The following is a 25,820-nucleotide window of genomic DNA, read 5'->3' on the forward strand; positions in this document are numbered from 1 at the left end:
TAGTGCAGCATGAAAGATTGGCACAAAAGCGTTGTCTATCAAATTTATCCGAAAAGTTTTAATAGCTATTACAATAAAGAAACAGGCGATATAAAAGGCGTTACAGAGAAACTAGATTATTTAAAAGAGTTAGGGGTCGATTACATTTGGTTAACCCCCATTTACCACTCACCGCAACATGATAATGGGTATGATGTGAGCGATTATTATGCTATAGATCCGTCTTACGGAACGATGGAAGAGTTTGAAGAACTTCTAGTGGAAGCGAAAAAACGTGAAATTGATATTATGCTTGATATTGTCGTAAACCATAGCTCAACGGAACATAAATGGTTTAAAGAGGCGAGTCAAGGTAAAAATAGCCCGTATCGTGACTTCTATATATGGCGTGATGAAAAGAATAATTGGCAGTCTAAATTTGGCGGGTCTGCTTGGGAGTATGATGAAAAAACAGAGCAATATTATTTGCATCTATTTGATAAAACACAAGCCGATTTAAATTGGGAAAATGAAAAACTTCGAGAAGAAGTATACGAGATGATGCGCTTTTGGCTTGAAAAAGGGGTTAAAGGATTCCGCCTTGATGTGATTAACTTAATTTCAAAAGATCAGCGTTTTTTAGATGACGAAGGAACAGTGGCTACTAGTGATGGACGTAAATACTATATAGATGGACCGCGTGTTCATGAATATTTACAAGAAATGAATCGTGAAGTATTTGAAGGAAAAGATGTAATTACGGTTGGAGAAATGTCATCTACAACAATTGATAATTGTATTAAGTATTCGAATCCAGAGCGTAAGGAATTAAGTATGACATTTAGCTTTCATCATTTAAAAGTAGACTATCCAAATGGAGATAAGTGGACGAAAGCAGATTTTGATTTTGTGAAATTAAAAGAAATTATGTCAAATTGGCAAGTTGAGATGCAGCAGAGCGGGGGATGGAATGCGTTGTTCTGGTGCAATCACGATCAGCCTCGCATTGTTTCTCGTTTTGGTGAGGATAAACAGTACCGAAATGAATCTGCCAAAATGTTAGCAACTGCGATGCATATGTTGCAAGGAACGCCTTATATTTATCAAGGTGAAGAAATTGGAATGACGAATCCAGGTTTTGACGACATTGAACAGTATCGTGATGTAGAATCGTTAAATATATACAAAATGAAACGAGCAGAGGGGATGTCGAAAGAAGAGATTATTGAGATTTTACAGCAAAAATCTCGTGATAATTCGCGTACTCCTATGCAGTGGAATAGGGAAGCAAATGCTGGTTTTACAACAAGTACGCCTTGGATTGCGGTTGCAGAGAATTACAAAGAGGTTAATGTAGAAAAAGCACTAAAAGATAAAGAGTCTGTTTTTTATCACTATAAAAAATTAATTGACCTTAGAAAAAAATATGATGTAATTACAGATGGTAAATATGAAATCATAGATATGAATCATCCGAATATTTGGGTGTATAATCGCACGTTAGATAATGAAGTATTGCTTGTTATAAATAATTTTTATGAAGAAACAATAACATATTCCGTACCAGAAGAAGTCAGAGTAAATGGAATGAAGCAAGAAATATTAATATCAAATTATGAGGATTCAGGTGAAGACATTAGAAATCTTGTATTGAGACCGTATGAATCTATCGTGTATCGCTATATATAAATGCAAATTAAAAAACCGACATAAAACCCTTCTTTTTAGGTGGAAGAGAGCATCCGGCCATGCATAGAAGCGGTCAGATCCTTTTCCTGCCCCATGCGAAGTGAAAACAAAGAGAGAAAACGAGTGCAGGTCACCTTTTGTTATTCATAGCCGCGGCTATATGTCGAAAAATCAAAATGGATTTATATAGTAAATAATTGTAATTAGGCTGCCCGGAAATTTTGGGCAGCCTTTTCTTTAAAGATAAAAATAATATGCGGTGTATTATTTGTACGAATTCAATAGTTCTATGTTTGTATTCATTTATTCCTAGTAGGGGTTCTATGAGCTATTTTTAGAAAGTAGAATGGAGATTTGTTTTAATCGAATCAACAGTTTTTTGATTCAATTGAAGATAGTTTTGAACAAAAAGCATATTTGTACTAGAAATAAAAGTAGTAATACATACATCTTTTGTTCTATAGAGATTACGACAAATGGCGTTTATAATTACACCATTTGATTGATAGAAAATGTAAGAAGAAGGATTTATACTAGTCTTGTGTCTTGCCTGTTTAGGTGTAGCACACAGCCGGTGATTGGCTAGTGGGATTTTCCCATTTTGCCAGTGCCGGTTTTTTATTGGATAATAGAGGGAATATATTCTTTATAAAGAAAGAAGGGAATGTTTTGAAAAAGGTAGACTCTATTTTTATGAAAGAACAAGTGGCTAGTTTTTATCTTTATTTTATTTCTTTTCTTGGTTTGATTTCTATAAGTATTTCCTTATTTGAATTTCAAATCCCTTCTCACCCAACAATACTTGTATTGCTATTGATATTTATGGGGATTGCTGAGTATTTTCCTGTACGATTTTGGAGAGGGACTAGTTCTCTTAACTTTTCAATTATTTACGCTATGAGTTGGCAGTTTGGAATACATATAACTGTTATCACTCTTGTATTTGTTACGTTAATTATTCATTTACTTCGCCGTTCGCCAATGCAAAGAATGCTATTTAATAGTACTCAGCATGCTCTTAGCTTGCTCTTGGCAGAATGGTTTTCTAATGAATGTATGTCTTTATTGATTAGCGGAATGAACATGTCCGTCCTGTATGAGAGATTAGTATTTTTGTTATTGTTCTGCATGTTTTTTTGTTTTTTCAACAACCGTTTTTACGATTTGTTAATGGTACTTCTTCCTCAGCCGTATTCGATACGTCAGTGGTACAAAAAAACCGTAACGGTATTTCTTTGTGAAACTTTTGGTTTATGTTACGCTGCTCTTATGCACATCTTAGTTAGTAAATATAGTGTTGAGATAAACGAGATTACAGTGCTGTTCTTCTTTTTTCCACTTGTAGCAATTTCAGTCATCAGCTCTTTCTCTGTGCGAATACGGATGGAAAAAGAACGGTTATATGAATTGTTTCTTATTACAACGGAGATAAGTCGTGGGCTATCTGGAGGGAACTTGAAGCATATAAAACAATCACTTAAAGGTTTTTTTGGAATACAAGCATATGTAATATGGACAAAAGATGATGGAGACTGGAATCTTCTATTAAAGGATGGTAAATTAAATTCTGGTATTTCTAATTATTCAGATGCATATGGAGCGTTTGAGGAAATATCCAAAAATGTTGTTTTTAATGATTGGAAAACTGGTATGGCTCCTGGGGATGAAGTGTTTGACGATGTTATACGTTCGCTTGTATATTTTCCTCTTATTGTAAATAACGAATTGGTTGGGATGTTTGTTGCAGGAAAAAGTAGAAATGCGGGTTTTTTTCCGGAAGATGTGCAGTCTTTAGCGACGTTTTCTAACCAATTAGCTAACGTAGTTAAAACAAGGATACTCATTTCTGAACAGGAAAAAAGAATGATTTTGGAAGAAAGAAATCGAATTGCACGCGAAATTCACGATGGTATCGCACAAGCGTTGGCCGGAGTAATATTCCAACTAGAATCCGCCCAGAAAAAATACTGTGATAAACCAATTGAGATGCAGCAAGTAGTGGAGAAAAGTATAAGGAAATTAAGGTCAAGCTTAGGGGAAATTCGCTATTCTATTTATGCTTTAAAGCCGTATCCAACGCAACAATTAGGACTCAAGCAAGCGATCGCAAGTAAAATAAAATCTTTAAAACAAGAATACGAACTAGACATTAGATACCATGAAAGAGGACACTCTCGAACACTCAGTCTTTCTAAAGAAAGAGCCATTTTTGATACTTTCCAAGAGAGTTTGCAGAACATTGTTAAGCATGCACAAGCGGAAAAAGTTAGTGTTCTGTTAAGCTATCAGCGTGAGCACGTACTTTTAAAGGTGAAGGATGACGGAATTGGCTTTTCTCTATTTGAATCCATGGTTAAAACGAAGTGTGAGCCACATTATGGTATATTACATATGAATGAACAAGCGGAACAGCTGGGGGCTACTTTACAGATTGATAGTTCTGTAGGGAAAGGAACAGAAATTACACTGTTAATTCCAGATTCACAAACAAGGGGTGCGTAAAATGATTAAAATATTAGTAGTGGATGATCATGCTTTCTTACGGGACGCAATTCGTAGCATACTAGAGCTTGAATCCGATATGAGAGTAGTTGGAGAAGCGGTCTCTGGAGACGAGGTATTGGAGAAAGTCGAGGAATGCAGACCAGATTGTATTTTGATGGACATCAACCTGCCTGGAAAAAATGGAATTGAAGCCACGTCGCTGGTGAAAAAACAGTATCCAACTTGCCGAGTGCTCGTTTTGACTATGTATGAGCATGATGAGTATTTAATGGACGCGCTTCAGGCTGGTGCTGATGGTTATTTATTGAAGGATTCATCATCGGATCAAGTAGTGGCAGCAATTCGAATGTTATATCAAGGCGATTCAGTTATTCATCCGCGCATGACTAAAAAGCTAATTACGTATCATCAGCAACAAATGAAATCAGAACCAAAAGAAAATGAGCTGACAGAACGCGAAAAGGAAATTCTCTTTGAATTGGTCAAGGGTCTTAGTAATAAAGAAATTGCTGAAGCTCTATATATTAGTGACAAGACAGTTAAAATTCACATCAATAAAATTTTCAAAAAGCTAAATGTAAAGAGTCGTTCGCAAGCAGTGATTTATGCGGTTCGAAATCAACTGGTTCCGTTGGACTAAAGAAAAAATACTTAAAAGTTTAAAAGAACTATCGTGTTTCTTTATTCTATATAAATCCATTTTGATTTTTCGACATATAGCTGCGGCTATGGATAACAAAAAGTGACCTGCACTCGTTTTCTCTCTTTGTTTTCACTTGGCATGGGGCAGGAAAAGGATCTGACCGCTTCTACGCATGGCCGGATGCTCTCTCCCACCTAAAAAGAAGGGGTTTATGTCGGTTTTTTAATTTGTATGTATATATATTACAAAGAATAAAGAACAAGATAGTTCTTTTGTACTATGTAGATAGAGAGTCATTAGAACAAAAATACTCCTTTTGTTTAATTTTCAGAAAAATAAAAATATGAAATAATATGTAAATAGAATCATAGTTTAATATTTTTAGGAATCCATATTGTAAAAACTTGGGTGAAAACAATTATAGGGAGGGGCTTCATGTCAAAAAAGGATTGGGAATGTATGGACGACTATATTGATAGAATTGTCAATACTGAAAAATCAGAATATTCATAAGAGTATTAATGGAGTTTAGAGAAAAAATAATTTTGTAATCATAAGGAGATGCCATATGAAAAGAGGGAAATTTGGAAAGGTTCTCATTGGAACGTTAACTGTTGGTATGCTATTGTCTCAAGGGATTCCATACAACGTATTGGCAGAAAACGCAAACACATCTAATTTAACTGGAATTGCTGATGCAAATTCTGTATTGAAAGGACTCACAAAGGAGCAGCGTAATGCTTTGAAAACACTAGATGCAAGACCGGATTTTGTTATTTCACCAGGTATCAATACAGCAAGTCCTGAGAAAATGAATGTGATTGTAGAATTCAAGCAGGCTCCTGCTAAAATTGAGGTACTAAAACAAGCAGCTAAAGGAAAAAAACTAGCTCTTTCTACTGCTGAACAAAAGGTGGAAGCGTCTCATAAAGAATTTGGATCTGCACTGGAGCAGCTTCAAAAAAAGAAAGATGCAGGGAAGGACTTTAAATCTGCAGAGATTATAAGAGAATACAAGAATGCTTTCAATGGTGTAGCCATGACCCTACCTGGCAATATAATTGAAGATTTAGTTCGCTCTGGTACTGTAAAGCGCGTATGGGAAGATCAGGAGATCAAAATTGACCTGCCAAAAGAATCAGCTAAGGCTGCTATACAGCCGAAAATGGCTGATAGTGTACCACAAATTGGTGTGGACAAGCTGCACGCTGAAAAAATAACAGGTAAAGGAATTAAGGTAGGGGTATTAGATACAGGCATCGATTATAACCACCCTGATTTAAAAGATGCATATAAAGGATATCGTACAATGCAAGGGGAATTTCCAAACAAAGTAGATCCAAACGCTGTAAAAGGGTGGGACTTTGTTAATAATGATGCTGATCCGATGGAAACAACATATAAAGACTGGCAAAATTCAGGAGGGAATCCTGAATTCAATAATGGAAGTGCGTATTATACATCTCACGGCACACATGTAGCAGGAACAATTGCTGCGGATAAGAAAAATACAGTAGATTACGCTGTCCAAGGGGTAGCCCCTGATGTAGATTTGTATGCATATCGTGTACTGGGTCCTTATGGAAGTGGTCAACTAAATGGTATTCTTGCCGCAATTGACAAAGCAGTGAAAGATGACATGGATGTTATTAACTTGTCATTAGGAAGTGCCATTAATGATCCTTTATATCCTACTTCTGTGGCGTTGAACAACGCGATGTTAGCTGGTGTTGTAGCAGTTGTGGCGGCAGGAAATAATGGTCCAGAAGCAGGGACTCTTGGTTCACCTAGTGCGGCGGCACTTCCGATTACAGTTGGAGCAAGCGACGCTGCGATGACAATTCCAATGTTTTCGGCTGATGCAGGTGATTTGCATGTGGATAAGATGATGCTACTTGGAAAAAGCTTTACTGATAAGCTTGAGGAATTAAAAGGGCAATCATTACCTGTTGTATATGCAGGACTTGGGAAATCAGGCGATTTTACGGGGAAAGATGTAAAAGGAAAGCTGGCACTCATCGGGCGTGGTGAGATTACATTTGATGAAAAAATTAAAAATGCTAAGGAAGCAGGCGCAAAAGCTGTGATTGTGTACAACAATGTGGATGGTGAAATTACAAGCTACCTCGGAGAAAGTACATCATCTATTCCATCTTTCCGCTTAACGAAAGCAGATGGTGAGAAATTACAAGTGAAAGCTGTACAAGGAGATGTATCTTTAACATTCGGAGAACTAAGTAATACAAAAACAGAGGGAGATCACTTAGCTGATTTTAGTTCACGAGGTCCTGCAAATAAAACAGATGATATTAAACCGGATATTGTAGCGCCAGGTGTTTCTATTTTCTCTACTGTACCTGAATATATAAATGATCCAAAAGATGGCGACAATTATCCGGTAGCGTATGGGCGGATGTCGGGTACATCCATGGCGACTCCTCATACTGCGGGGGTAGCAGCATTGATCTTACAGGAACATCCAAACTATAGTCCGTTTGACGTAAAAGAGGCGCTTATGAATACAGCAGTTGATTTAAAAGAAGAGCGCTCTGTATTTGAAGTAGGATCAGGAAGAATTGATGCTTATCATGCAGTTCATGCAGATACATCGATCGAAGTTATCGATAAAACGTCAAACATTGTAAATGATGAAAAAGTAGAAATTGAAGAAAAAACGGGCTCTATTGCATTCGGTTATAAAAATCAATCGGCAAATTCGCCAGTTAAAGATAACCGAAAAGTTATGATTAAAAACAACAATCAAACAGAAGAAAAAGAGTTCAAATTAGAAGTAGAGTTTTCACCAACGAGTGTAGGTGTGCAGGATGCAGAAAAAAATGGTGTGAAATTGAATGTACAAGATTCTATTAAAGTAGCACCGGGTACATCCGGAGAAATTCATCCTGAAATTCTCATTCCAGAAAACGCAGAACTCGGCAGATATGAGGGATATATCCATATCTCGAATAAAAACAATGAAAACGAAACATACCAAATTCCGTTTGCGGTTCGCTTAATGGAACCAGGAATTAAATCTGTAGATTTATCTAGAGATGCGATGGCAACAGACCGAAGTAACTTCCACCAATATATGCTAGCACCATTTTCACCATTGGCATTTACATTGAACAGCCCAATGGAAACAATTGATGCGGTTGTTAAGGATCGAAAAACAGGAAAAGCATTAGGTATTGCAGGAACACTGGACGCAAGCAGATTCACTCCGAATGTCGAGTATCATATGCTCAGGGGTATGTCCGATTTTGTATTCCCATTTACAGGTGATCCTAACCAACCAATTGGGGATAAACCTGTCACGTTGCCTGATGGGGATTACGAACTTGACTTCGTTGGATATGATAAAGAAGGAAATTCTTATACAAAAGGCGATAGCTTGATCATTGACAATGTTAAACCTGAAATGAAATTCACTGATGTACAACCTGGTATTCATGAGGTAAATGAATCAATGTTCCAAGAGGAAGATGGTCAGCGGGCATTATGGGTTCATGGTAATATTTATGACTCTACGGTGGATGCATTAAAGGCAAAAGGTCTTCCGTATGATCAAAAAGCCAATTCAATTCTATATTATCAAAACTCCTCTTTTCCGTCAGGTTGGTTGAAGACAATTCAAGCAAACGGTGATTTTAAATTTGGAATACTTCCAGAGGAAATAAATAAACCGTTAAATTTAAGGTTATTTGGATATGACACTGCGACTGCAGGGAATATAAGGAACGGATTTAAAGATTACACCTTTGTTAAAGAAGGAACAGAATACGCTGCTCCAAGCTATGACAAAGATAAAATGAAGTTAGGAGAAAAAATTACTTTAACTTTAAATCTAAATAACGTAAAACAACTTATGTCAGGTACATTTGAGGTTCCTTATAACAAACAGCTGTTTAAATTTACAGACGTCAAACCAAATCCAGCGCTTACGGAATATGCAACACAACATGGATTAAATCTAAAATTAGAAAGTCCGATTATAAATCCAGAGGGAACTGTTGAAAATAAAGTAAAAGTTGGCGCATCCTTAGAAGGAACAGAATTTAAAGGCTTAGATGGAGACACACCGTTTTTAGATGTTACATTCGAAATGACGAGTGATGAATACTATAGTGAATTATATTCATTTGGAGCAAATAAATTCTCTTATACAAAATCTAGTGTATCAGAAGCTGTTGAGATTCCTATTTTTAAAGATAAATCCTTTGTTGTTGTTCCAAAACATTCAGTGGTTGTAGGAGATATTTTTCCAGAAGCATTCTTGAATGAACAGGGGTATTTAAGTAAGAACGACTACACAAAGCTGGGAGCAAAAGTGTACGTTGTTGCCAAGGATGGAAAGAAACATACAGGAACGATCAATGAAAATGGGTATTTTGAAATTCACAATGTTCCTGTAAGTGATAAAGAACTCGATATTATTGTGGAGATGCCGGGGCATTTGACGAGTAAATTCACAACAAAGATAGGTAAAATGCTGGACGGAGAATTAGTGGGACAAAATTATAGAGTTCATATGGATAAAAGCCTTGCAGGTGATGTAAACGGCGATAAAATGGTGGATATTCAAGATGCTAGAGTTGCAGCTCTAGCATATGAAAAAGAAAAAGTGTCTGTAAAAGACGGTGATATCAACCAAGATGGTGTTGTGAACGAAACAGACATTCGTTTTATCGAGAAGAACTTCTTGAAAAAGGGCTCGGATGCCAAAGCGAATCAGAAACCAAAAGAAAATATTGGACCAGTGACATTAGAGAAAATCTTGCGTTCGATTGGATTAGAACCGAACAAATAAGCAAGGATAACTCCTGATGTGAAATTCAGAGGGGGGGATGGAGAACCCCCCACTTTGATTAAAGTTTCACTTTATATGGGGGAAGCATCCATTGATGTTATGGAATTCATATATAATTTATAATCTGAATTTTAGGAATATTAAAGGGGGGATTTTTCAAATGGGTTTTAAGAAAAAGCTTGGTATGAGTGCTATGACTGCAGCTCTTGGTTTATCTTTAATTGGGGGAGGAACGTATGCGTACTTCAGTGATAAAGAAGTATCACAAAACACGTTTGCAGCTGGTACTTTAGACTTAAGTGTTGATCCTACAGTTGTTATCAACGTCGACAACATTAAGCCGGGGGATGAAATGGAGCGCGGTTTTCAACTTGTCAATAAAGGTACTTTAAAGATAGGAGACGTGAAGCTTCTTACTGATTACACTGTAACAGATGCTAAAGGAGATAATGGAAACGCTGATTTCGGTGATCACATCCGCGTCGATTTCTTATGGAATTTGGATAAAAATACAGTGCCTATATGGTCTACTACATTGTCTGAATTGAAGAAAGCTACGCAAAACGGAAGCGTTCCTGACCTTGTACAAAAAGGTATTGTAGATCGAGAAGGAAACGGACTTGCTCCTGGTGATGATGATACTTTCTATGTGATGTTTACATTCGTAGACAATGGTGAAGATCAAAATGTATTTCAAGGAGACGCATTGAATTTGAATTGGACATTCAACTCAATGCAAACAGAAGGTGAGGACAAGTAAGTTTGAGTATTATCGTTCTTAAAAAAGAACAATATATATAAATCCAAATTAAAAAACCGACATAAAGCCCTTCTTTTTAGGTGGGAGAGAGCATCCGTTTATGCATAGAAGCGGTCAGATCCTTTTCCTGCCCCATGCCAAGTGAAAACAAAGAGAGAAAACGAGTGTAGGTCACCTTTTGTTATCTGTAGCCGCGGCTTATATGTCGAAAAAATCAAAATGGATTTATATAATAAGAAATTGAAGGGATATATTCTTAATAGAGTTATATTTTTGGCTGTGATTCAAACACTTTCTGGATAACTTCTTTCAAATATTGTACAGATTGATTTTGTAAATCAATCTGTTTTTTTGTGGTCAACTTTTATCTATAGATAGGATCTAAACTTTTTAATTGTATTCATAGCAGTACTTTTCATGTTTATAGCGAATTAAGTAAGGGATATATATAGGAGGGATTAAGTATGGAAATAGCTGTAGAACGAGTGTTTACAAATGAGATTTTAGAAGAGGCAGCAAATTTATTTAACGTTACAGTGGAAGAAACTTCGCTTGGAGATTTTGAAAACTATATTTTTCGCGCAAAAGATGGGAGCGGGATCTTCTATGTATTAAGGTTAACGCACTCCACACATCGCACTGAAGAACAAGTAGAAGCAGAATTAGAATTCTTACGTTATGTTGCGGGGAATGGTGCTAAAGTTGCAGCGCCATATCATTCAAAATCTAAAAAACTTGTAGAAACGATACAAGCGGAAGATGGAACGAGTTTTTATGTTTCCCTTTTTGCGTATGCAAAGGGTGAACGAGTAAATGATGAAACATCAATTTACTGGGGGAACGATCTTTTTGAAGCATGGGGCAAAGCAATTGGTCAGCTTCATCGCCTTACAATTGATTATCCAAAAACGGAATATCGAGATACGTGGGAAGTAGAAGAAAAAGCAATTATTGATGAATTAGATGATGAAAAGGTGCAAAGTATTGCTTATGTATTAATTGAAGAAATAAAGGCTCTTCAAATGGAAAAAACAACATTTGGTCTTATTCATGGTGATATTCATCAAGGGAATTTTCATTATGATGGTAAAGAGTTAACGATTTTTGATTTTGATGATGCTACCTATAATTACTTTATTCACGATTTGGCAATGCTTATCTATTATTCAGTTCTTTCAACAAAATGGACTGATGAAGAGAAAACACATTTTGCACGTAAACAATTAAACGTATTACGAAAAGGATATGAACTAGAACATACATTAGAGGAAAGCTGGTATGAATCGTTACCACTATTTTTACGTCTTCGTGATGTCGGTTTGTATGGTACGATTCAGAAAAAATTCAAAGGGAAAGAAATGCCAGAAAAGTTTCAGAAACTAGCAGATACACTTTATAAAAGAATTATTAAGCAAGAAACAATTGTGAATATATAATACAGGTGATATAAAACAGAGTGTATAAATGGAACATACACTCTGTTTTTTTATACAAAAATATGTTTATTTTATCAAAATAATATTGTCATAGGTTGCTTGTTTCTTATATAATTTTTGTATATTCAGAAAATTCTTTATAAATAAGGTAATAGGGAGGGGAAATGCATTGGAAGCTTTCGTAAACTGGTTGAATAATATCGTATGGAGTCCTGCACTTGTTTATTTATGTTTAGGAGTAGGTTTATATTTTTCAATACGAACGAGATTTCTACAAGTCCGGCATGTAGGTGAAATGGTGAGACTTACATTTCAAGGAGAAAAGTCGGAAGCGGGTGTTTCTTCATTCCAAGCGCTAGCACTTTCATTATCCGGGCGCGTTGGAACAGGGAATATCGCTGGTGTAGCAACGGCAATTGCATTTGGTGGACCAGGAGCTGTGTTCTGGATGTGGGCTGTTGCCTTTTTAGGAGCAGGATCTGCTTATGTAGAATCGACACTTGCCCAAATATACAAAACGAAGCATCAAGGTCAATTCCGAGGTGGACCCGCTTACTACATTGAAAAAGGTTTAGGAGTTAAGTGGTATGCCCTCGTGTTTGTTGCTGCGACAATTCTTGCAACTGGAACGTTACTACCGGGTGTTCAAGCGAATAGTATTGCTGTAAGTTTGGAAACGGCTTTTGGTATTAATACATCTGTATCAGGAGCAGTATTAGTTGGTGCATTAGCACTTATTATTTTTGGCGGGGTTAAGCGTATTGTTAACGTAGCACAGGTCGTTGTACCATTTATGGCAATTGGATATATTCTTGTTGCTTGCGTAATTGTGTTTATGAATATTGAAAAATTACCAGAAGCGTTCATGCTAATTATAAAAAGTGCATTTGCATTAGAAGCTGCTTTTGGAGGAATTATTGGTTTAGCAATTTCTTGGGGAGTAAAACGTGGTATTTATTCGAACGAGGCTGGGCAAGGAACAGGCCCGCATGCTGCGGCAGCGGCGGAAGTATCCCATCCAGCAAAACAAGGTCTTGTGCAAGCATTTTCCGTTTACATTGATACATTATTTGTTTGTTCAGCAACGGCGTTTATGATGATTATTACGGGCATGTATAACGTATTTGATGCAAGCGGAAAAAACTTTATTGTAAATAAACTGAATGGTGCACAGCCAGGTCCTGGGTATACACAGGCTGCGGTAGAATCTGTATTTCCTGGATTTGGAAACGGTTTCGTTGCCATTTCTCTTCTGTTCTTTGCATTTACAACAATTATGGCGTATTACTACATTGCTGAAACAAATATCGCGTATTTAAATCGTGATAAAGATCGCCCATGGATGTCATTTGTATTAAAGGTTGTTTTCTTAGGAGTTGTATTCTACGGCTGTGTGAAAACGGCAGCAACTGCTTGGGCTCTTGGTGATATTGGTGTAGGAATTATGGCATGGGTCAACATCATTGCAATCATACTCTTACAAAAACCAGCATTACTTGCACTGAAAGACTATGAAAAGCAGAAGAAAGAAGGAAAAGATCCTGTATTTGATCCGCAAGAGCTTGGAATCAAAAATGCTGATTTCTGGGAGCATGAATACGGAAAAGATAAGAAAGAGGAAGTGTCATAAAACAGATAGAAAACGAGAAGCAAAGGGAATTTCCCTTTGCTTTTTTTATGTTCAAAATAGCTTGGTAGGTTATTTTTTAAGATGCTTTTGCATATACAAAGAGTGTACAGGCTAATTTTAGGAGTAAGGGGGATTAGGTTGATTATTTTTCGCAATGTAACTAAATATTATGGCAGCTTCCAAGTCTTAAAAAATATTAATCTTCAAGTCCAAAAAGGGGAAGTAGTTGTAATTGTCGGTCCGTCAGGATCAGGGAAAAGTACACTGTTGCGCTGTATAAACCAACTAGAAACTGTAACAGAAGGAGAACTATTGGTGCAGGATATGGAGGTACATAAACCAAAAATAGATGCGAATCAACTACGCCGAAATATCGGAATGGTATTTCAGCATTTTTATTTATACCCGCACAAAACAGTACTCCAAAATATTACGCTTGCGCCAATAAAAGTTCGTGATATTTCCAAAGACGAAGCTGAGAAAACAGCGATGTTTTATTTAGAGAAGGTAGGCATTCCAGAGAAAGCAGCAGCATATCCACATCAACTGTCTGGAGGACAGCAGCAACGTGTAGCAATTGCGAGAGGCTTAGCGATGAAGCCTCAGATTATGTTGTTTGACGAACCGACATCTGCACTTGACCCTGAAATGATTGGTGAAGTATTAGATGTCATGAAAACGTTGGCAAAAGAAGGAATGACGATGGTTGTTGTGACACATGAGATGGGATTTGCACGTGAGGTCGCAGATCGTATTTTATTCATGGATGAAGGACAAATCATTGAGGATACTACGCCGGCAGATTTTTTTACAAATCCAAAGCAAGAAAGAGCAAAGTTGTTTTTAAGTCGCGTTTTAAATCATTAAAGGGGGAGTATCATGATTAAAGTGAAAAAACTGTTTACGCTTATTGTATTTGCTTGTCTATTTACGCTCATTATTGCTGGATGCGGGAGTAAGAAAGAAGAAACAAAAGAAACAACTAATAATGAACAGGGCGGCGTAGTTGAGCAAATTAAAAAACGTGGCAAGCTAGTCGTTGGTGTAAAGCATGATACAAATTTATTTGGTTTGAAAGATCCATCGACTGGGAAAGTAGAAGGATTCGATATTGATGTAGCAAAGGCGCTTGCAAAAAAAATTCTTGGGGATGAAAACAAATTAGAATTAAAAGAAGTTACTTCTAAAACGCGTATTCCAATGCTGAAAAATGGTGATATTGATGCCATTATCGCAACGATGACGATTACAGAAGAACGTAAAAAAGAAGTTGATTTTTCAGATGTGTATTTTAAAGCGGGTCAGTCGTTACTTGTGAAAAAGGGCAGTAAAATTAAAAGCGTTGATGATGTGAAAAAAGGTGTGAAAGTATTGGCTGTAAAAGGCTCTACTTCTACAAATAACATTCGTCAAAAGTCACCGGAAGCAACGGTACTAGAATTTGAAAACTATAGTGAAGCATTTACAGCATTAAAAGCAGGACAAGGTGATGTGCTTACAACAGATAATGCGATTTTATATGGAATGGCAAAACAAGATTCGAACTATCAAGTTGTTGGGAAAATCTTTACAGATGAACCATATGGAATTGCTGTTCAAAAAGGAGCAACTGATTTAACAAAAGCGGTGAATGATTTATTAAAAGAAATGAAAGCAAACGGAGAATACGACAAGCTATATGAAAAATGGATTGGTGAAAAGCCAGAGAAGTGATATAGAGGATCGAGTAAGAGGATGAGAAGTACTCATCCTCTTCTTGTAAAGAAAGAGGGGGGAGCACTTGCTTGACTTTTCTATTCTCTCAAACAATCTAGATTTATATTTAGAAGGATTTAAATATACAGTGATGTCCAGTGTTGTTGCATTGATTGGTAGTTTCATTCTTGGCATCATAATGGCAGTGATGCGAATTGCGCCTATTCGGATTCTGAATTGGCTAGGTACAGCCTATGTAGAGTTTATTCGGAATATCCCGCTAGTTTTAATAGCCTTTGCTTTTTATTTTGCTTTTCCAGTACTGGGCGTGACACTAAATGGCTTTGTTGCTGGTACTGCCGCACTTACTATATATACCGCGGCTTTTATTGCAGAGGCAATTCGCGCAGGAATTTTATCAGTTCCGAAAGGGCAGATGGAAGCAGCACGTTCTTCCGGTCTAACTTATGTACAAGCGATGTATTATGTTGTTTTACCCCAAGCGATAAAAATAGTGATTCCACCGCTTGGGAACCAATTTCTTAATTTAGTGAAAAACTCCTCTATACTAGGGATTATTGCTGGTACGGATTTAATGTACCAAGGTGATTTAATCTCTACAAGAACATTTGTTACATTTGATGTATATATATTTGTCGGTATGTTTTATTTACTTTTAACTGTTCCGCTTAGCATGGGTGTTCGTTATTTAGAGAAACGCTTGGCGAAGGGAGCGGTGTAAATGGATTTTCAGGGTGCCTATACAGGAGATCATTTTTTATTTTTACTAAAAGGACTACTTGTTACGTTAGAAATCGCTGTTGTAGCCATTTTACTTAGTTTTATCATTGGTAGTGTAATCGGTACGTTGCGATATACGAAAATACCGAGTGTATCACCCGTACTTGCCTTTATTGTTGAAATTATTCGTAATTTACCGCTTCTTTTGATTATTTTCTTTACGTACTTTGCATTGCCAGAGGCCGGATTGAAATTAGAGATTACAACAGCGGCTATTGTAGCTTTAACGATATTTGAAGCGGCGATGATCTCAGAAATTGTTCGCAGCGGTTTATTATCGATTGAGAAGGGGCAAATTGAAGCAGCGCGTGCTTCCGGGCTAACCTATGTACAAACGCTTCGGTACATTATTTTACCGCAAGCTTTAAGACGAATGGTACCGCCTCTTGTGAGTCAATTTATCTCTTTGTTAAAAGATACATCATTAGCTGTCGTTATTTCATTGCCAGAACTTATGCACAATGCTCAAATTATTAATGGACAAAATGTTAACTATATGATTCCGACATTTATACTTGTTGCTTGTATGTATTTTGTAGTTAACTACAGCTTATCGCTTGTTTCTAGAAGGTTAGAAAGCCGTTAACTCTTACATGTAATAATATGTAAGAGTTTTTTCTGTCACGTACGAATAAAAGAAGGGAAGAGATCTAACTTTTTTTGAATTTTATTTATCCCGCTATTCGCGGGCAGTAATACCCCCCACCTCAAAGTTTGGCAGGAAGCGAAGAAGTTAGGTGAGGAATAAACTGTCCGTAAAAGCCCGATGGGTGAGGGCTAATGATCAGTGGGGGATGTAGAAATCCCTTCACTGAGAAAAATATCATTTTATCAGAAAAGTTTTAATTTTATATAGAAATTGTAACCGTTTTCGTGTATATTTTTATTAATCAGAAAATTTTAAAAGATATAGAGGGTACTTTAGGGGAGGATTACGATGCAGCAAACAACAAATGAGCAGTTACATCGTACGATGAAGAGTAGACACTTATTTATGATAGCGCTTGGAGGCGTTATCGGAACAGGGTTTTTCCTTGGATCGGGATATACAATTAACCAGGCAGGACCAGGAGGAGCAATTCTTTCTTATTTAGTAGGCGGATTTATTATGTATTTAACGATGCTTTGCCTTGGTGAACTAACGGTTGCGATGCCAGTTTCTGGTTCGTTCCAAAAATATGCGACGAAGTTTATCGGACCTGGAACAGGGTTTATGATCGGCTGGTTATACTGGCTTGGATGGGCAGTGACAGTTGGTTTAGAGTTAACATCAATTGGTTTAATGATGAAAAGATGGTTTCCATCTGTAGACGTATGGGTATGGTGTCTTGTATTCGGCTTAATTTTATATATGTCTAATGCTATCTCAGCAAAAAGCTATGCTGAGTTAGAATTTTGGTTCTCGAGTATTAAAGTTGTGACGATTATTGCATTTGTTCTTCTTGGAGGCAGTGCATTGTTTGGATTTTTACCGTATGACGGCAAAGAAGCAGCACCGCTGTTCTCTAACTTTGTAAGTGATGGGGGATTGTTCCCGAATGGACTAGCAGCTGTGCTTCTAACAATGATTACGGTCAACTTTTCATTCCAAGGCACAGAATTAATCGGGATTGCGGCAGGAGAGAGTAAAGAACCGGAAAAAACAATTCCACGTGCAATTCGCAATACAGTATGGCGTATTATGTTGTTCTTTATTTTAACGATGACGATTTTAGTAGGATTAATCTCATGGAAAGATGCAGGAGTTATTGAAAGTCCATTCGTCGTTGTTTTTGATAAAATTGGTATTCCATATGCAGCGGATATTATGAACTTCGTTATTATTACTGCTTTATTATCTGTAGCAAACTCAGGATTATATGCAGCAACTCGTATATTATGGTCACTTGCAAATGAAGGAATGGCACCAACTACTTTCAAAAAGGTAAATAAACGAGGTATTCCTATTACAGCATTAGTAGTAACAATTGCCGTTGCTGGATTATCACTACTAACAAGTATTTTCGCGGAAAGTACAGTGTATATTTACTTATTATCAATTGCAGGTTTGTCAGCTGTAGCAAGTTGGATTATTATTGCACTTTCTCAAATCAAATTTAGACAACAGTATGTGAAACAAGGCGGAAAAATAGAAGATTTAAAATATAAAACACCGTTATACCCAATTGTTCCGATTTTAGCGCTTATTACAAATAGCGTTGTTGTTATTAGTTTAGCGTTTATTCCAGAACAACGTATGGCATTATATTGCGGGATTCCATTTATCATTTTCTGCTATGTGTATTATTATATAAATGAGAAGCGGAAGAAAGTGACGAAAGTGGAGACGGGACAAGCTTATGAAATTAACAATCAAACATGATGATATTAGGGCGGAGCTTTCGCATGGACACTTGCAGATTGGAAAAGAAAACGGATATACACCGTTAGAACTACTTATTGCCTCCATTGCGGGTTGCAGTGCGATTGTGTTTCGGACGATTTTAGAAAAAAAGCGTATTACGTATGATGAATTTACGATTGAAACTGAGATTGGAAGAAGTGAAGTTTTGCCAAGACCAGTGACGAACGTCCATTTGCACTATAAAATAAAAGCAGATGGCATAGCGCAGGAGAAGTTAGAAAAAGCATTAGAGCTTGCTGTGAAGAACTGTACGATTGCACAATCCGTAAAGGATAGCATAAAGATTACAGAGACAATTGAATTACTAGGATGATTCTGTTGTGGCAGCGATTGATAAAGTAGTTATGAAGTATGAGCAAAATGGTGTGAAAGTACATGTAGTCGGGCTAAATGAGCGTAGTGAACAGCTTGTTAAGAAATTAGCTTCTTATAATTAAGAAAGAAGAGATTATCCAAGCTGCTCGTCATTTATGTAATATCCCTTTCGGATAACCGAAAGGGATATTTTTGTATTATAATACGAGTATGACTACGAAAGGGGTTTCAACATATGTACAAGCAGATGATACTGGCATGTGATGGTTCAGAACATGCGTTGCGTGCGGCAAAGCATGCAGTACACATTGCCAAATTCAGTAAGGAAGCAAAAGTTGAAGTTGTATATGTAGTAGATGGCAGAACGGCAAAATCAGATATTATACAGGGTCAAACGGATATAGAAACGATTTCTGCTAGTAGAAAAGATAGATTAAAAGAAATAGAAGTTTTATTACAGCGAGAAGAAGTTTTTTATAAGACAACGATTTTACATGGCGATCCAGGTGACACACTGGTCCAATATATAAACACAGGAGATATTGATCTTGTGGTTCTTGGTAGTAGAGGATTAAACACATTGCAAGAAATGGTGCTAGGCAGTGTAAGTCATAAAGTAGCGAAACGTGTGAAATGTCCGGTGATGATTGTGAAGTAACAGACAGCAGAAATGTTGTCTGTTTTTTAGTAGAGAAAAATCTTACAATATTGTAAGACTGTTGTCAGCTAATTCGATGTTATGGAAAGTCTTCTATTGATACAATAAAAACATCAAGTCGATTAGTGCAGGAGGATAAAGAAATGAAGGAATATCAAGACGTAGTATATAGCCAAATTGTTAGTGTCATTTGTTTAGGTGGTTTTGTGGGCTCTATTTTATTAGCCATTACTGTGAAACTGTTTCAGCAGCTATTTCTGTAATATAGATTTTATAAGTGGAAAGGGATTGATTCTTATATACTGCCCAAAAATAGTAACAGGTATAATTGAAAAATAGCCTCCTGCATCGGGATATATGCAAGAGGCTATTTTTGTTCTTCTCATTCCCCATGAATTTCGCCACAAATTATACAACTTCGCGACAAAATTGTAAACGTTTTTATAAATAAAAAGTGTTGACGGAATTGGTTAGAGATATTAATATTTAAATACGTTAAATATTTCATTGTTGAAATAAGAGGTGGATAACATGCAAAATGATATGACTCATATTGATAAAATTCAAGCTCTAACATTTTCTATAGGAAAAAAAATGCAAACGGAGTTACTAGAACAGTTGCAAGCATCAGGGCTTACACCACCGCAGTTTTATATTTTAAAAATTTTAGATCATTATGGTGCTTCGAGAGCGACAAAGCTCGCAAAGAAAATGTATGTAAAACCAAGCGCAATTACAGTGATGATTGATCGTTTAATTGATCAAGAATTAGTGTCACGTTATCATGACGAAAATGATCGACGTGTTGTTGTAATTGAGCTAACGACGAAGGGGAAAGATGTATTAGAAGAGGCAATGATTGCTCGCAATCAACACATTGCAAAATACTTTTCACAATTAGAATTACAAGAGAGAGAAGATTTACTACGCTTGTTTGAAAAGTTAGAAGCAATTATTTGCGGGGCATCTGAGAAAAAAGAGGCAAACTAAATGGAATTGAGGAGATTACATGGAACAACAAGCAAATCAAAATAGAAAACTGTTGTTAATTGGTTTAGTAATTGCGATGTTATTTGCTGCATTAGACGGCACAATTGTCGGTACAGCAATGCCGCGCATCGTCGGTGAACTAGGCGGATTAAGTTTAATGACATGGTTAACAACAGCTTATATGTTAACATCAACGACGGTTGTACCAATTGCTGGTAAGTTAGCTGATTTATTAGGACGCCGTAACGTATATATAACAGGATTAATTATCTTTATGGTTGGTTCCGCGCTGTGCGGTATGGCAAATGGTATGACTGAGTTAATTATTTTCCGTGGTATTCAAGGCCTTGGCGGCGGTATTATGATGCCAATGGCAATGATTATTATCGGGGATATGTTTACAGGGAAAGAACGTGCAAAATGGCAGGGGATTTTCGGGGCACTTTACGGTCTTGCTTCTGTAGTCGGGCCACAAGTGGGTGGCTGGATTGTTGATGCTGTCAACTGGAGATGGGTATTTTACATTAACTTACCAGTTGGTATTTTAGCGACGATCTTTATTGCTATGGGCTTAAAAGGACATACAAAAACTGGTCCGATTAAAATCGATATCGCTGGTATTTTCACAATGATTCTTGGTGTTGTAAGTTTATTACTTGCATTAACATTTGGCGGGAAAAACTATGCGTGGGATTCTTGGCAAATCATTGGATTGTTTGCACTTGCTATCATCGGTATCGTGAGCTTCATTATTGTTGAAACAAAAGCAGAAGAACCGATTTTACCAATGCATTTCTTTAAAAACCGTACATTTACACTATTAAATGCGATTGGTTTCTTTATGAGTATCGGAATGTTTGGGGCAATTATGTTTGTACCATTCTTTATGCAAGGAATTGTCGGCGTAAGTGCTGCTGAATCTGGAACGATTATGACACCAATGATGATTACGATGATTGTAATGAGTATTATCGGTGGTCAGCTTGTGTTAAAAGTAGGGGTAAAACCACAAATTATTACAGGCATGCTCATTATGGCTGGTGGCTTTGGGCTATTAACAACAATGGATATGCATACAACAAAACTTATCGCAACATCTTATATGATGCTCATTGGTTTAGGAATGGGGCTTGTTATGCCTACATTAACATTAGCATTACAAGAAAGCTTCCCGAAAAAAGATCTTGGCGTTGTAACATCTTCCAGCCAATTTTTCCGTCAAATCGGAGGGACATTCGGGATTACGATTTTAGGTTCGATTATGAATAACACCTCAGGTACAACATTGACAAATAAATTAGTACCTGTACTGGATACGTTCCCAGCAGAGGCGGGACAAATGGTCACGAAGTTTAAAGATATGATCCATACAGATCCACAAGGTTTATATTCTATGTTGTTTAGTCCAGAAGCGTTAAAACAAATGCCGGAAGCAATTTCGAATACTATTGTACCTATTTTAAAAACATCTTTAGTAGGTTCACTTCATAGTGTATTTATGACAGGATTAGTCTTTATTGTAGTTGGTGCGGTATTTACAATTTTCTTACAGAAAATTAAGCTTTCTGATCGTAAAAAAGAAGAAAAACAATCTACTAAAGAAGATGAAAAAGATACGAATGTGTCTTATTCATAAAGAGAAGAAGCATCGCCTTATTGAAGTGAACCCAAAAAGTTAGACACATATTTTAAGCAGCTAATGAGGAATGCGTTCTGTATTGTACAGGGCTCATTCCTTTTAATTTTGTTTTAATTCGGTCATTATTGTAGTAGTGAATATATTTTTCTAATTCTAATTTAAAATGTTCCATGCTTTCGAACTCTTGTAAGTAGAGTAATTCAGACTTTAATAAGCCAAAGAAATTTTCGATGACTGCGTTATCTAAACAATTCCCTTTACGAGACATACTTTGTGTAATTCCTTTTTCTTTCAATACATGTTGGTATTCCTTCATTTGATAGTGCCATCCCTGATCCGAGTGGAGGATAGGAAATTCACCATCTTTTAATTGTTGAAAAGCCTTATCCAACATCTTTGAGACTAATGGGTAAACAGGACGTTTCTCTACGTTATACGCAATAATTTCACCATTATATAAATCAAGTATCGGGGATAAATATAACTTCTCACCATGTATGTGAAATTCTGTCACATCTGTAACCCATTTCTCATTTGGTTTCGTTGCTCCAAAATCACGTTTTAGTATGTTTGGTGCAATATTACCAACTTTCCCACGATATGAGCGATACTTCTTCATACGGACAAGAGATTTTAAATTCATTTCGCTCATTAAGCGACGAACTGTTTTGTGATTTAATATGATACCTTGATTGCGTAATGTCCACGTAATACGACGATAGCCATATCGACCTTGGTGCTTATGAAAAATCTGTTGGATCATTTCTTTCACTTCGTGATATTTATCTGGGCGATCCATTCGTTTCACCCAGTAATAATAGGTACTGCGCGGAATATCAGCGACTTTTACTAAGTCAATGACTTTAAATTCGTGCCTCAACTCATAAATTATTTGCGCTTTGTCTTGTTCTGTGACTTTTCCTTTTCTTGAATTAAGGCATGTAACTTTTTTAAATACGCATTCTCCATACGTAATCTCTCAATTTCCGCTTTTAATGCTTCTTCTGATCCTTCTACTTGTTGATTGTTCTCTGGCTTCTTTTTCATAGGTGGACGCCCCTTTTCCTTTGGTTGAAGAGCGTCAATCCCTTGTGTTTCAAATAAATGTTTCCACTTCCACACAGTGCTAGAAGTAGGAATATTAAATACCGTAGTGGCTTCTGCGATGGACGCTCCCATCTCGTTTATAAATTTAAGTACGTCCATTTTAAACTCAACAGAGTAATTTGTATATGTCTTTTGAAGACCTGCCAATCCATGTTTTCGAAACTTAGCTACCCATTTTTTTAACATCGTCATATCTACACTATGTTTTTGAGCTATATCTTTAAAGGATTCTATGCCGTTAAGATAAGCGGTAACTGAAGATAATTTGACTTCTAAAGAGTATTTCGTCATAAAAAAATTGCACCTCCAATTGTTAGTCGTGTCTAACAATTGGGGTGCAGTTCATTATGGCGGTGCTTTTTTTGTAAAGTATAACACGATGGCTTTTTTAGACAGAAATGATTGACGTATTTTCGCAAATGCGTTATATTATCTTGTGTAAACGGTTACACGAAATGGAGAGGTAAGAGAATGAGTACGATTAAAGACGTTGCGAAGTTAGCGGGAGTATCTGTTGCGACCGTTTCCAGAGTGCTAAATAAGAATGGGTACGTTCACGAGGATACGTTGAAAAAGGTGGAGCGTGCAATTGAAATGTTAGATTATAAACCGAGCACAGTAGCACGTTCGCTATACAATAAAAAATCCCGTCTAATCGGTTTGGTTGTTCCAAATATCGTGAATCCATTCTTTCCAGAAGTTGCACGTGCCGTAGAAGACGTAGCACATAAGCAAGGGTACACGGTTGTATTATGTAATTCGGATGAAAGTTTAGAAAAAGAAAAACAATATATTGATGTGCTCAGGCAAAATAATGTAGATGGATTTATTGTGGCAACGAATCCACAAAACAGTAGTAATTATATGAACTTAGCTGTGCCGATTGTAGCGATTGACCGCATGTTTAATGAACGTATTCCGACAGTGTATGCGGACAACTATGCAGGAAGTCAAGAAGCTACAAGGCTATTGCTGGAAAAAGGATGCACACATATTGCACATATTCGTGGACCACGTGATGTCAGTACAGCAAATGAACGTTTTGAAGGGTTTATTGATGTCATTACGAAAAACAACCTTTCGTACATGATTGCTGAAAGTACATTTGATCCCGTTGACAGTGAACGCGTGACAAAGGAATTGCTAGAAGAGTATCCACATATTGATGGTATTGTAGCCGGAAATGATCTCATTGCAATAGGCGCAGTGAAAGCGGCGTTGCAAAAAGGGATATCAATTCCGAATGATTTACAAATTATCGGATTTGATGGTGTTTCTTTAACTGAAATGATGTATCCATCTATTACAACAGTTGCACAACCTATTTATGAAATGGGGAAGATTGCTACAGAGTTACTAATGCAACAGATGGAAGGTAGCTCATTACAAACAGAACATTATCGTTTACCGATTAAAATTATAGAACGAAATACAACGAAGTAAGGAGATAAGATATATGCCAAATATTGCAGTAGTAGGCAGTATTTCCATGGATTTAGTCGCGGTTTCGAAAAAGCGACCAAAAGCAGGAGAAACCGTTATTGGAGAAGCCTTTCACACGGTGCCTGGTGGAAAAGGGGCAAATCAAGCCGTTGCAGCAGCAAGATTAGGTGCAAATGTGGCAATGGTTGGAGCTATAGGTGATGATGCTTACGGTAAGATTGTTAGCGATAATTTAGAGAATGAACATATTTTTATTGATTATGTGGAACCGGTTACAGGTGAAACGACAGGAATTGCTCATATCGTGTTAGCAGAAGAAGATAACAGTATTGTCGTTGTGCAAGGTGCAAACCGTCTTGTGAATGAACAGGTTGTGGATCGGGCAAAAGACCTTCTTGTAAAAGCGGATATGGTTGTACTTCAACTCGAGATTCCATTAGAAACAGTAAAATATGTCCTGCACATTTGTGAAGAGCATAAAATTCCGGTGATGTTAAATCCTGCTCCGGCACAAGTATTGCCAGAGGATGTTTTAGAAAAAGCAACGTATATTACACCAAACGAACATGAATGTCGCATTGTATTAGATGATTTTACTTCACCACTTGAAGAGTTGCTGGCAAAATATTCAAACAAATTATTGATGACAGAAGGCGGGAGCGGGGTTCGCTTTCATAATGGTACAGAGATTGTTCACGTACCAAGTATTTCTGTTGAAGTAGTGGATACAACAGGAGCTGGTGATACATTTAACGGTGCGTTAGCAGTTGCGCTTTCAGAAGGAGAAACACTACAAAAAGCAATTCGCTTTGCTAATATTGCTGGTGGTCTTTCCGTAACAAAGCTTGGTGCACAGGGCGGCATGCCAACGAGAGGGAGAATGAGAGAAGTGCAGGTGATTGTCGGATGAAAAGGCATGGTGTATTAAATAGCGAAATTGCAGCGGTACTTGCGTCGCTTGGTCATACAGACAAGATTGTCATTGCGGATTGCGGTCTACCAGTCCCTGAGGGTGTAAAACGAATAGATTTAGCAGTCGAACTTGGGAAACCATCTTTTTTAGATGTATTACAAGTTGTAGCAGATGATATGGCAGTTGAAAAGTTAACATTAGCAGAAGAGATTACAGCGCATAATGCAGAAGTAAAGCTAGAGGTTGAAGCACGTTTGAAAGATGCTGCTTCTGAATATGTATCGCATGAGCAGTTTAAAGAACTTACGAAGCAGGCGAAAGTTGTGATTCGTACAGGAGAAGCAACGCCATATGCCAATGTCATTTTACACGCAGGCGTGATTTTTTAATAAAGGGATGTGAT

21 protein-coding genes and 1 pseudogene are annotated in these 25,820 nt (G+C 37.0%); 21 read left to right on the plus strand and 1 reads right to left on the minus strand.

Features of this window, described 5'->3' with window-relative positions; all coding sequences use genetic code 11:
* Positions 1–9 precede the first annotated feature (9 nt).
* The 18 genes and pseudogenes from treC to QUF99_RS07140 all read left to right on the plus strand — a co-directional run bounded on the left by treC (position 10) and on the right by QUF99_RS07140 (position 21,951).
* On the plus strand, positions 10–1,668 hold the full coding sequence (treC, locus tag QUF99_RS07060; RefSeq protein WP_289369219.1) for an alpha,alpha-phosphotrehalase: 1,659 nt from the start codon (positions 10–12) through the stop codon (positions 1,666–1,668).
* Between the two features lie 669 nt (positions 1,669–2,337).
* Positions 2,338–4,170 (plus strand): GAF domain-containing sensor histidine kinase, encoded by a 1,833-nt coding sequence (locus QUF99_RS07065; protein ID WP_289369220.1) that lies wholly within the window; start codon positions 2,338–2,340, stop codon positions 4,168–4,170.
* Position 4,171: 1 nt separating this feature from the next.
* Positions 4,172–4,813: a response regulator gene (locus QUF99_RS07070; protein ID WP_289369221.1), complete on the plus strand. Its 642-nt coding sequence runs from the start codon at positions 4,172–4,174 to the stop codon at positions 4,811–4,813.
* Positions 4,814–5,384: 571 nt separating this feature from the next.
* Positions 5,385–9,626, plus strand: coding sequence for a S8 family serine peptidase (locus tag QUF99_RS07075; RefSeq protein WP_289369222.1), 4,242 nt, complete (start codon positions 5,385–5,387; stop codon positions 9,624–9,626).
* A 160-nt stretch (positions 9,627–9,786) separates the two neighbouring features.
* Positions 9,787–10,386, plus strand: a complete 600-nt coding sequence (locus tag QUF99_RS07080) for a TasA family protein (protein ID WP_289369223.1) — start codon at positions 9,787–9,789, stop codon at positions 10,384–10,386.
* Between the two features lie 464 nt (positions 10,387–10,850).
* Positions 10,851–11,822: a phosphotransferase enzyme family protein gene (locus QUF99_RS07085; protein WP_289369224.1), complete on the plus strand. Its 972-nt coding sequence runs from the start codon at positions 10,851–10,853 to the stop codon at positions 11,820–11,822.
* Positions 11,823–11,991: 169 nt separating this feature from the next.
* The gene (locus tag QUF99_RS07090) at positions 11,992–13,452 is read left to right on the plus strand and encodes an alanine/glycine:cation symporter family protein (RefSeq protein ID WP_289369225.1); all 1,461 of its coding nucleotides are present in this window, start codon (positions 11,992–11,994) and stop codon (positions 13,450–13,452) included.
* Positions 13,453–13,590: 138 nt separating this feature from the next.
* Positions 13,591–14,319: an amino acid ABC transporter ATP-binding protein gene (locus QUF99_RS07095; RefSeq protein WP_483298592.1), complete on the plus strand. Its 729-nt coding sequence runs from the start codon at positions 13,591–13,593 to the stop codon at positions 14,317–14,319.
* Between the two features lie 12 nt (positions 14,320–14,331).
* Positions 14,332–15,165, plus strand: coding sequence for a glutamate ABC transporter substrate-binding protein (locus QUF99_RS07100; RefSeq protein WP_289369227.1), 834 nt, complete (start codon positions 14,332–14,334; stop codon positions 15,163–15,165).
* Positions 15,166–15,232: 67 nt separating this feature from the next.
* Positions 15,233–15,889 carry an amino acid ABC transporter permease gene (locus tag QUF99_RS07105; protein ID WP_289369228.1) on the plus strand — a complete coding sequence of 219 codons (657 nt, stop codon included), beginning with the start codon at positions 15,233–15,235 and terminating at the stop codon, positions 15,887–15,889.
* Positions 15,890–16,534 carry an amino acid ABC transporter permease gene (locus QUF99_RS07110; RefSeq protein WP_289369229.1) on the plus strand — a complete coding sequence of 215 codons (645 nt, stop codon included), beginning with the start codon at positions 15,890–15,892 and terminating at the stop codon, positions 16,532–16,534.
* 351 nt (positions 16,535–16,885) lie between these two features.
* Entirely contained in the window at positions 16,886–18,310 is a 1,425-nt protein-coding gene (locus QUF99_RS07115) for an amino acid permease (protein WP_289369230.1), read from the plus strand.
* Positions 18,288–18,665: an OsmC family protein gene (locus QUF99_RS07120; RefSeq protein WP_289369231.1), complete on the plus strand. Its 378-nt coding sequence runs from the start codon at positions 18,288–18,290 to the stop codon at positions 18,663–18,665. Before QUF99_RS07115 ends, QUF99_RS07120 begins: the two co-directional genes overlap by 23 nt.
* Positions 18,661–18,789 (plus strand): annotated as a pseudogene (locus tag QUF99_RS28485) (STAS domain-containing protein); the annotation flags it as partial. The gene QUF99_RS07120 and the pseudogene QUF99_RS28485, both read left to right, overlap by 5 nt.
* Positions 18,790–18,902: 113 nt before the next feature.
* Positions 18,903–19,325, plus strand: coding sequence for a universal stress protein (locus QUF99_RS07125; protein WP_289369232.1), 423 nt, complete (start codon positions 18,903–18,905; stop codon positions 19,323–19,325).
* A gap of 143 nt (positions 19,326–19,468) precedes the next feature.
* Positions 19,469–19,588: a DUF4027 family protein gene (locus tag QUF99_RS07130; protein ID WP_289369233.1), complete on the plus strand. Its 120-nt coding sequence runs from the start codon at positions 19,469–19,471 to the stop codon at positions 19,586–19,588.
* Positions 19,589–19,856: 268 nt separating this feature from the next.
* On the plus strand, positions 19,857–20,315 hold the full coding sequence (locus QUF99_RS07135) for a MarR family winged helix-turn-helix transcriptional regulator (protein ID WP_289369234.1): 459 nt from the start codon (positions 19,857–19,859) through the stop codon (positions 20,313–20,315).
* 19 nt (positions 20,316–20,334) lie between these two features.
* Positions 20,335–21,951 (plus strand): MDR family MFS transporter, encoded by a 1,617-nt coding sequence (locus QUF99_RS07140; RefSeq protein ID WP_289369235.1) that lies wholly within the window; start codon positions 20,335–20,337, stop codon positions 21,949–21,951.
* A 52-nt stretch (positions 21,952–22,003) separates the two neighbouring features.
* On the opposite strand, the gene QUF99_RS07145 is transcribed toward QUF99_RS07140, so the two are convergent.
* Positions 22,004–23,352, minus strand: a protein-coding gene (locus QUF99_RS07145) for an IS3 family transposase (RefSeq protein WP_289368445.1) whose coding sequence is annotated in 2 segments (ribosomal slippage) — positions 22,004–22,896 and positions 22,896–23,352 — 1,350 coding nt in all. Because the reading frame shifts where the segments join, the coding sequence is not laid out codon by codon here.
* Positions 23,353–23,532: 180 nt separating this feature from the next.
* Between QUF99_RS07145 and QUF99_RS07150 the strand changes: the two genes are divergently transcribed.
* The 3 genes from QUF99_RS07150 to rbsD are packed head-to-tail and all read left to right on the plus strand — an operon-like array spanning position 23,533 to position 25,806.
* Positions 23,533–24,504 carry a LacI family DNA-binding transcriptional regulator gene (locus QUF99_RS07150; RefSeq protein ID WP_289369236.1) on the plus strand — a complete coding sequence of 324 codons (972 nt, stop codon included), beginning with the start codon at positions 23,533–23,535 and terminating at the stop codon, positions 24,502–24,504.
* A gap of 13 nt (positions 24,505–24,517) precedes the next feature.
* Positions 24,518–25,414, plus strand: a complete 897-nt coding sequence (rbsK, locus tag QUF99_RS07155; protein ID WP_289369237.1) for a ribokinase — start codon at positions 24,518–24,520, stop codon at positions 25,412–25,414.
* A complete protein-coding gene (gene rbsD / locus QUF99_RS07160; protein ID WP_289369238.1) occupies positions 25,411–25,806 on the plus strand; it encodes a D-ribose pyranase in 396 nt (131 codons plus the stop codon). Before rbsK ends, rbsD begins: the two co-directional genes overlap by 4 nt.
* The last annotated feature ends 14 nt before the right edge of the window (positions 25,807–25,820 follow it).

Source organism: Bacillus sp. DX4.1 (assembly GCF_030348195.1).
GTDB lineage: Bacteria > Bacillota > Bacilli > Bacillales > Bacillaceae_G > Bacillus_A.

Excerpts from the sequence above, each read along its gene's own strand:
- QUF99_RS07100 (WP_289369227.1), top strand. The coding sequence starts at position 14,332 with ATGATTAAAGTGAAAAAACTGTTTACGCTTATTGTATTTGCTTGTCTA.
- QUF99_RS07120 (WP_289369231.1), top strand. The coding sequence starts at position 18,288 with ATGAAATTAACAATCAAACATGATGATATTAGGGCGGAGCTTTCGCAT.
- QUF99_RS07085 (WP_289369224.1), top strand. The coding sequence starts at position 10,851 with ATGGAAATAGCTGTAGAACGAGTGTTTACAAATGAGATTTTAGAAGAG.
- QUF99_RS07115 (WP_289369230.1), top strand. The coding sequence starts at position 16,886 with ATGCAGCAAACAACAAATGAGCAGTTACATCGTACGATGAAGAGTAGA.
- QUF99_RS07110 (WP_289369229.1), top strand. The coding sequence starts at position 15,890 with ATGGATTTTCAGGGTGCCTATACAGGAGATCATTTTTTATTTTTACTA.
- QUF99_RS07140 (WP_289369235.1), top strand. The coding sequence starts at position 20,335 with ATGGAACAACAAGCAAATCAAAATAGAAAACTGTTGTTAATTGGTTTA.
- QUF99_RS07130 (WP_289369233.1), top strand. The coding sequence starts at position 19,469 with ATGAAGGAATATCAAGACGTAGTATATAGCCAAATTGTTAGTGTCATT.
- QUF99_RS07075 (WP_289369222.1), top strand. The coding sequence starts at position 5,385 with ATGAAAAGAGGGAAATTTGGAAAGGTTCTCATTGGAACGTTAACTGTT.
- rbsD (WP_289369238.1), top strand. The coding sequence starts at position 25,411 with ATGAAAAGGCATGGTGTATTAAATAGCGAAATTGCAGCGGTACTTGCG.
- QUF99_RS07135 (WP_289369234.1), top strand. The coding sequence starts at position 19,857 with ATGCAAAATGATATGACTCATATTGATAAAATTCAAGCTCTAACATTT.
- QUF99_RS07070 (WP_289369221.1), top strand. The coding sequence starts at position 4,172 with ATGATTAAAATATTAGTAGTGGATGATCATGCTTTCTTACGGGACGCA.
- QUF99_RS07150 (WP_289369236.1), top strand. The coding sequence starts at position 23,533 with ATGAGTACGATTAAAGACGTTGCGAAGTTAGCGGGAGTATCTGTTGCG.
- QUF99_RS07080 (WP_289369223.1), top strand. The coding sequence starts at position 9,787 with ATGGGTTTTAAGAAAAAGCTTGGTATGAGTGCTATGACTGCAGCTCTT.
- rbsK (WP_289369237.1), top strand. The coding sequence starts at position 24,518 with ATGCCAAATATTGCAGTAGTAGGCAGTATTTCCATGGATTTAGTCGCG.
- treC (WP_289369219.1), top strand. The coding sequence starts at position 10 with ATGAAAGATTGGCACAAAAGCGTTGTCTATCAAATTTATCCGAAAAGT.
- QUF99_RS07125 (WP_289369232.1), top strand. The coding sequence starts at position 18,903 with ATGTACAAGCAGATGATACTGGCATGTGATGGTTCAGAACATGCGTTG.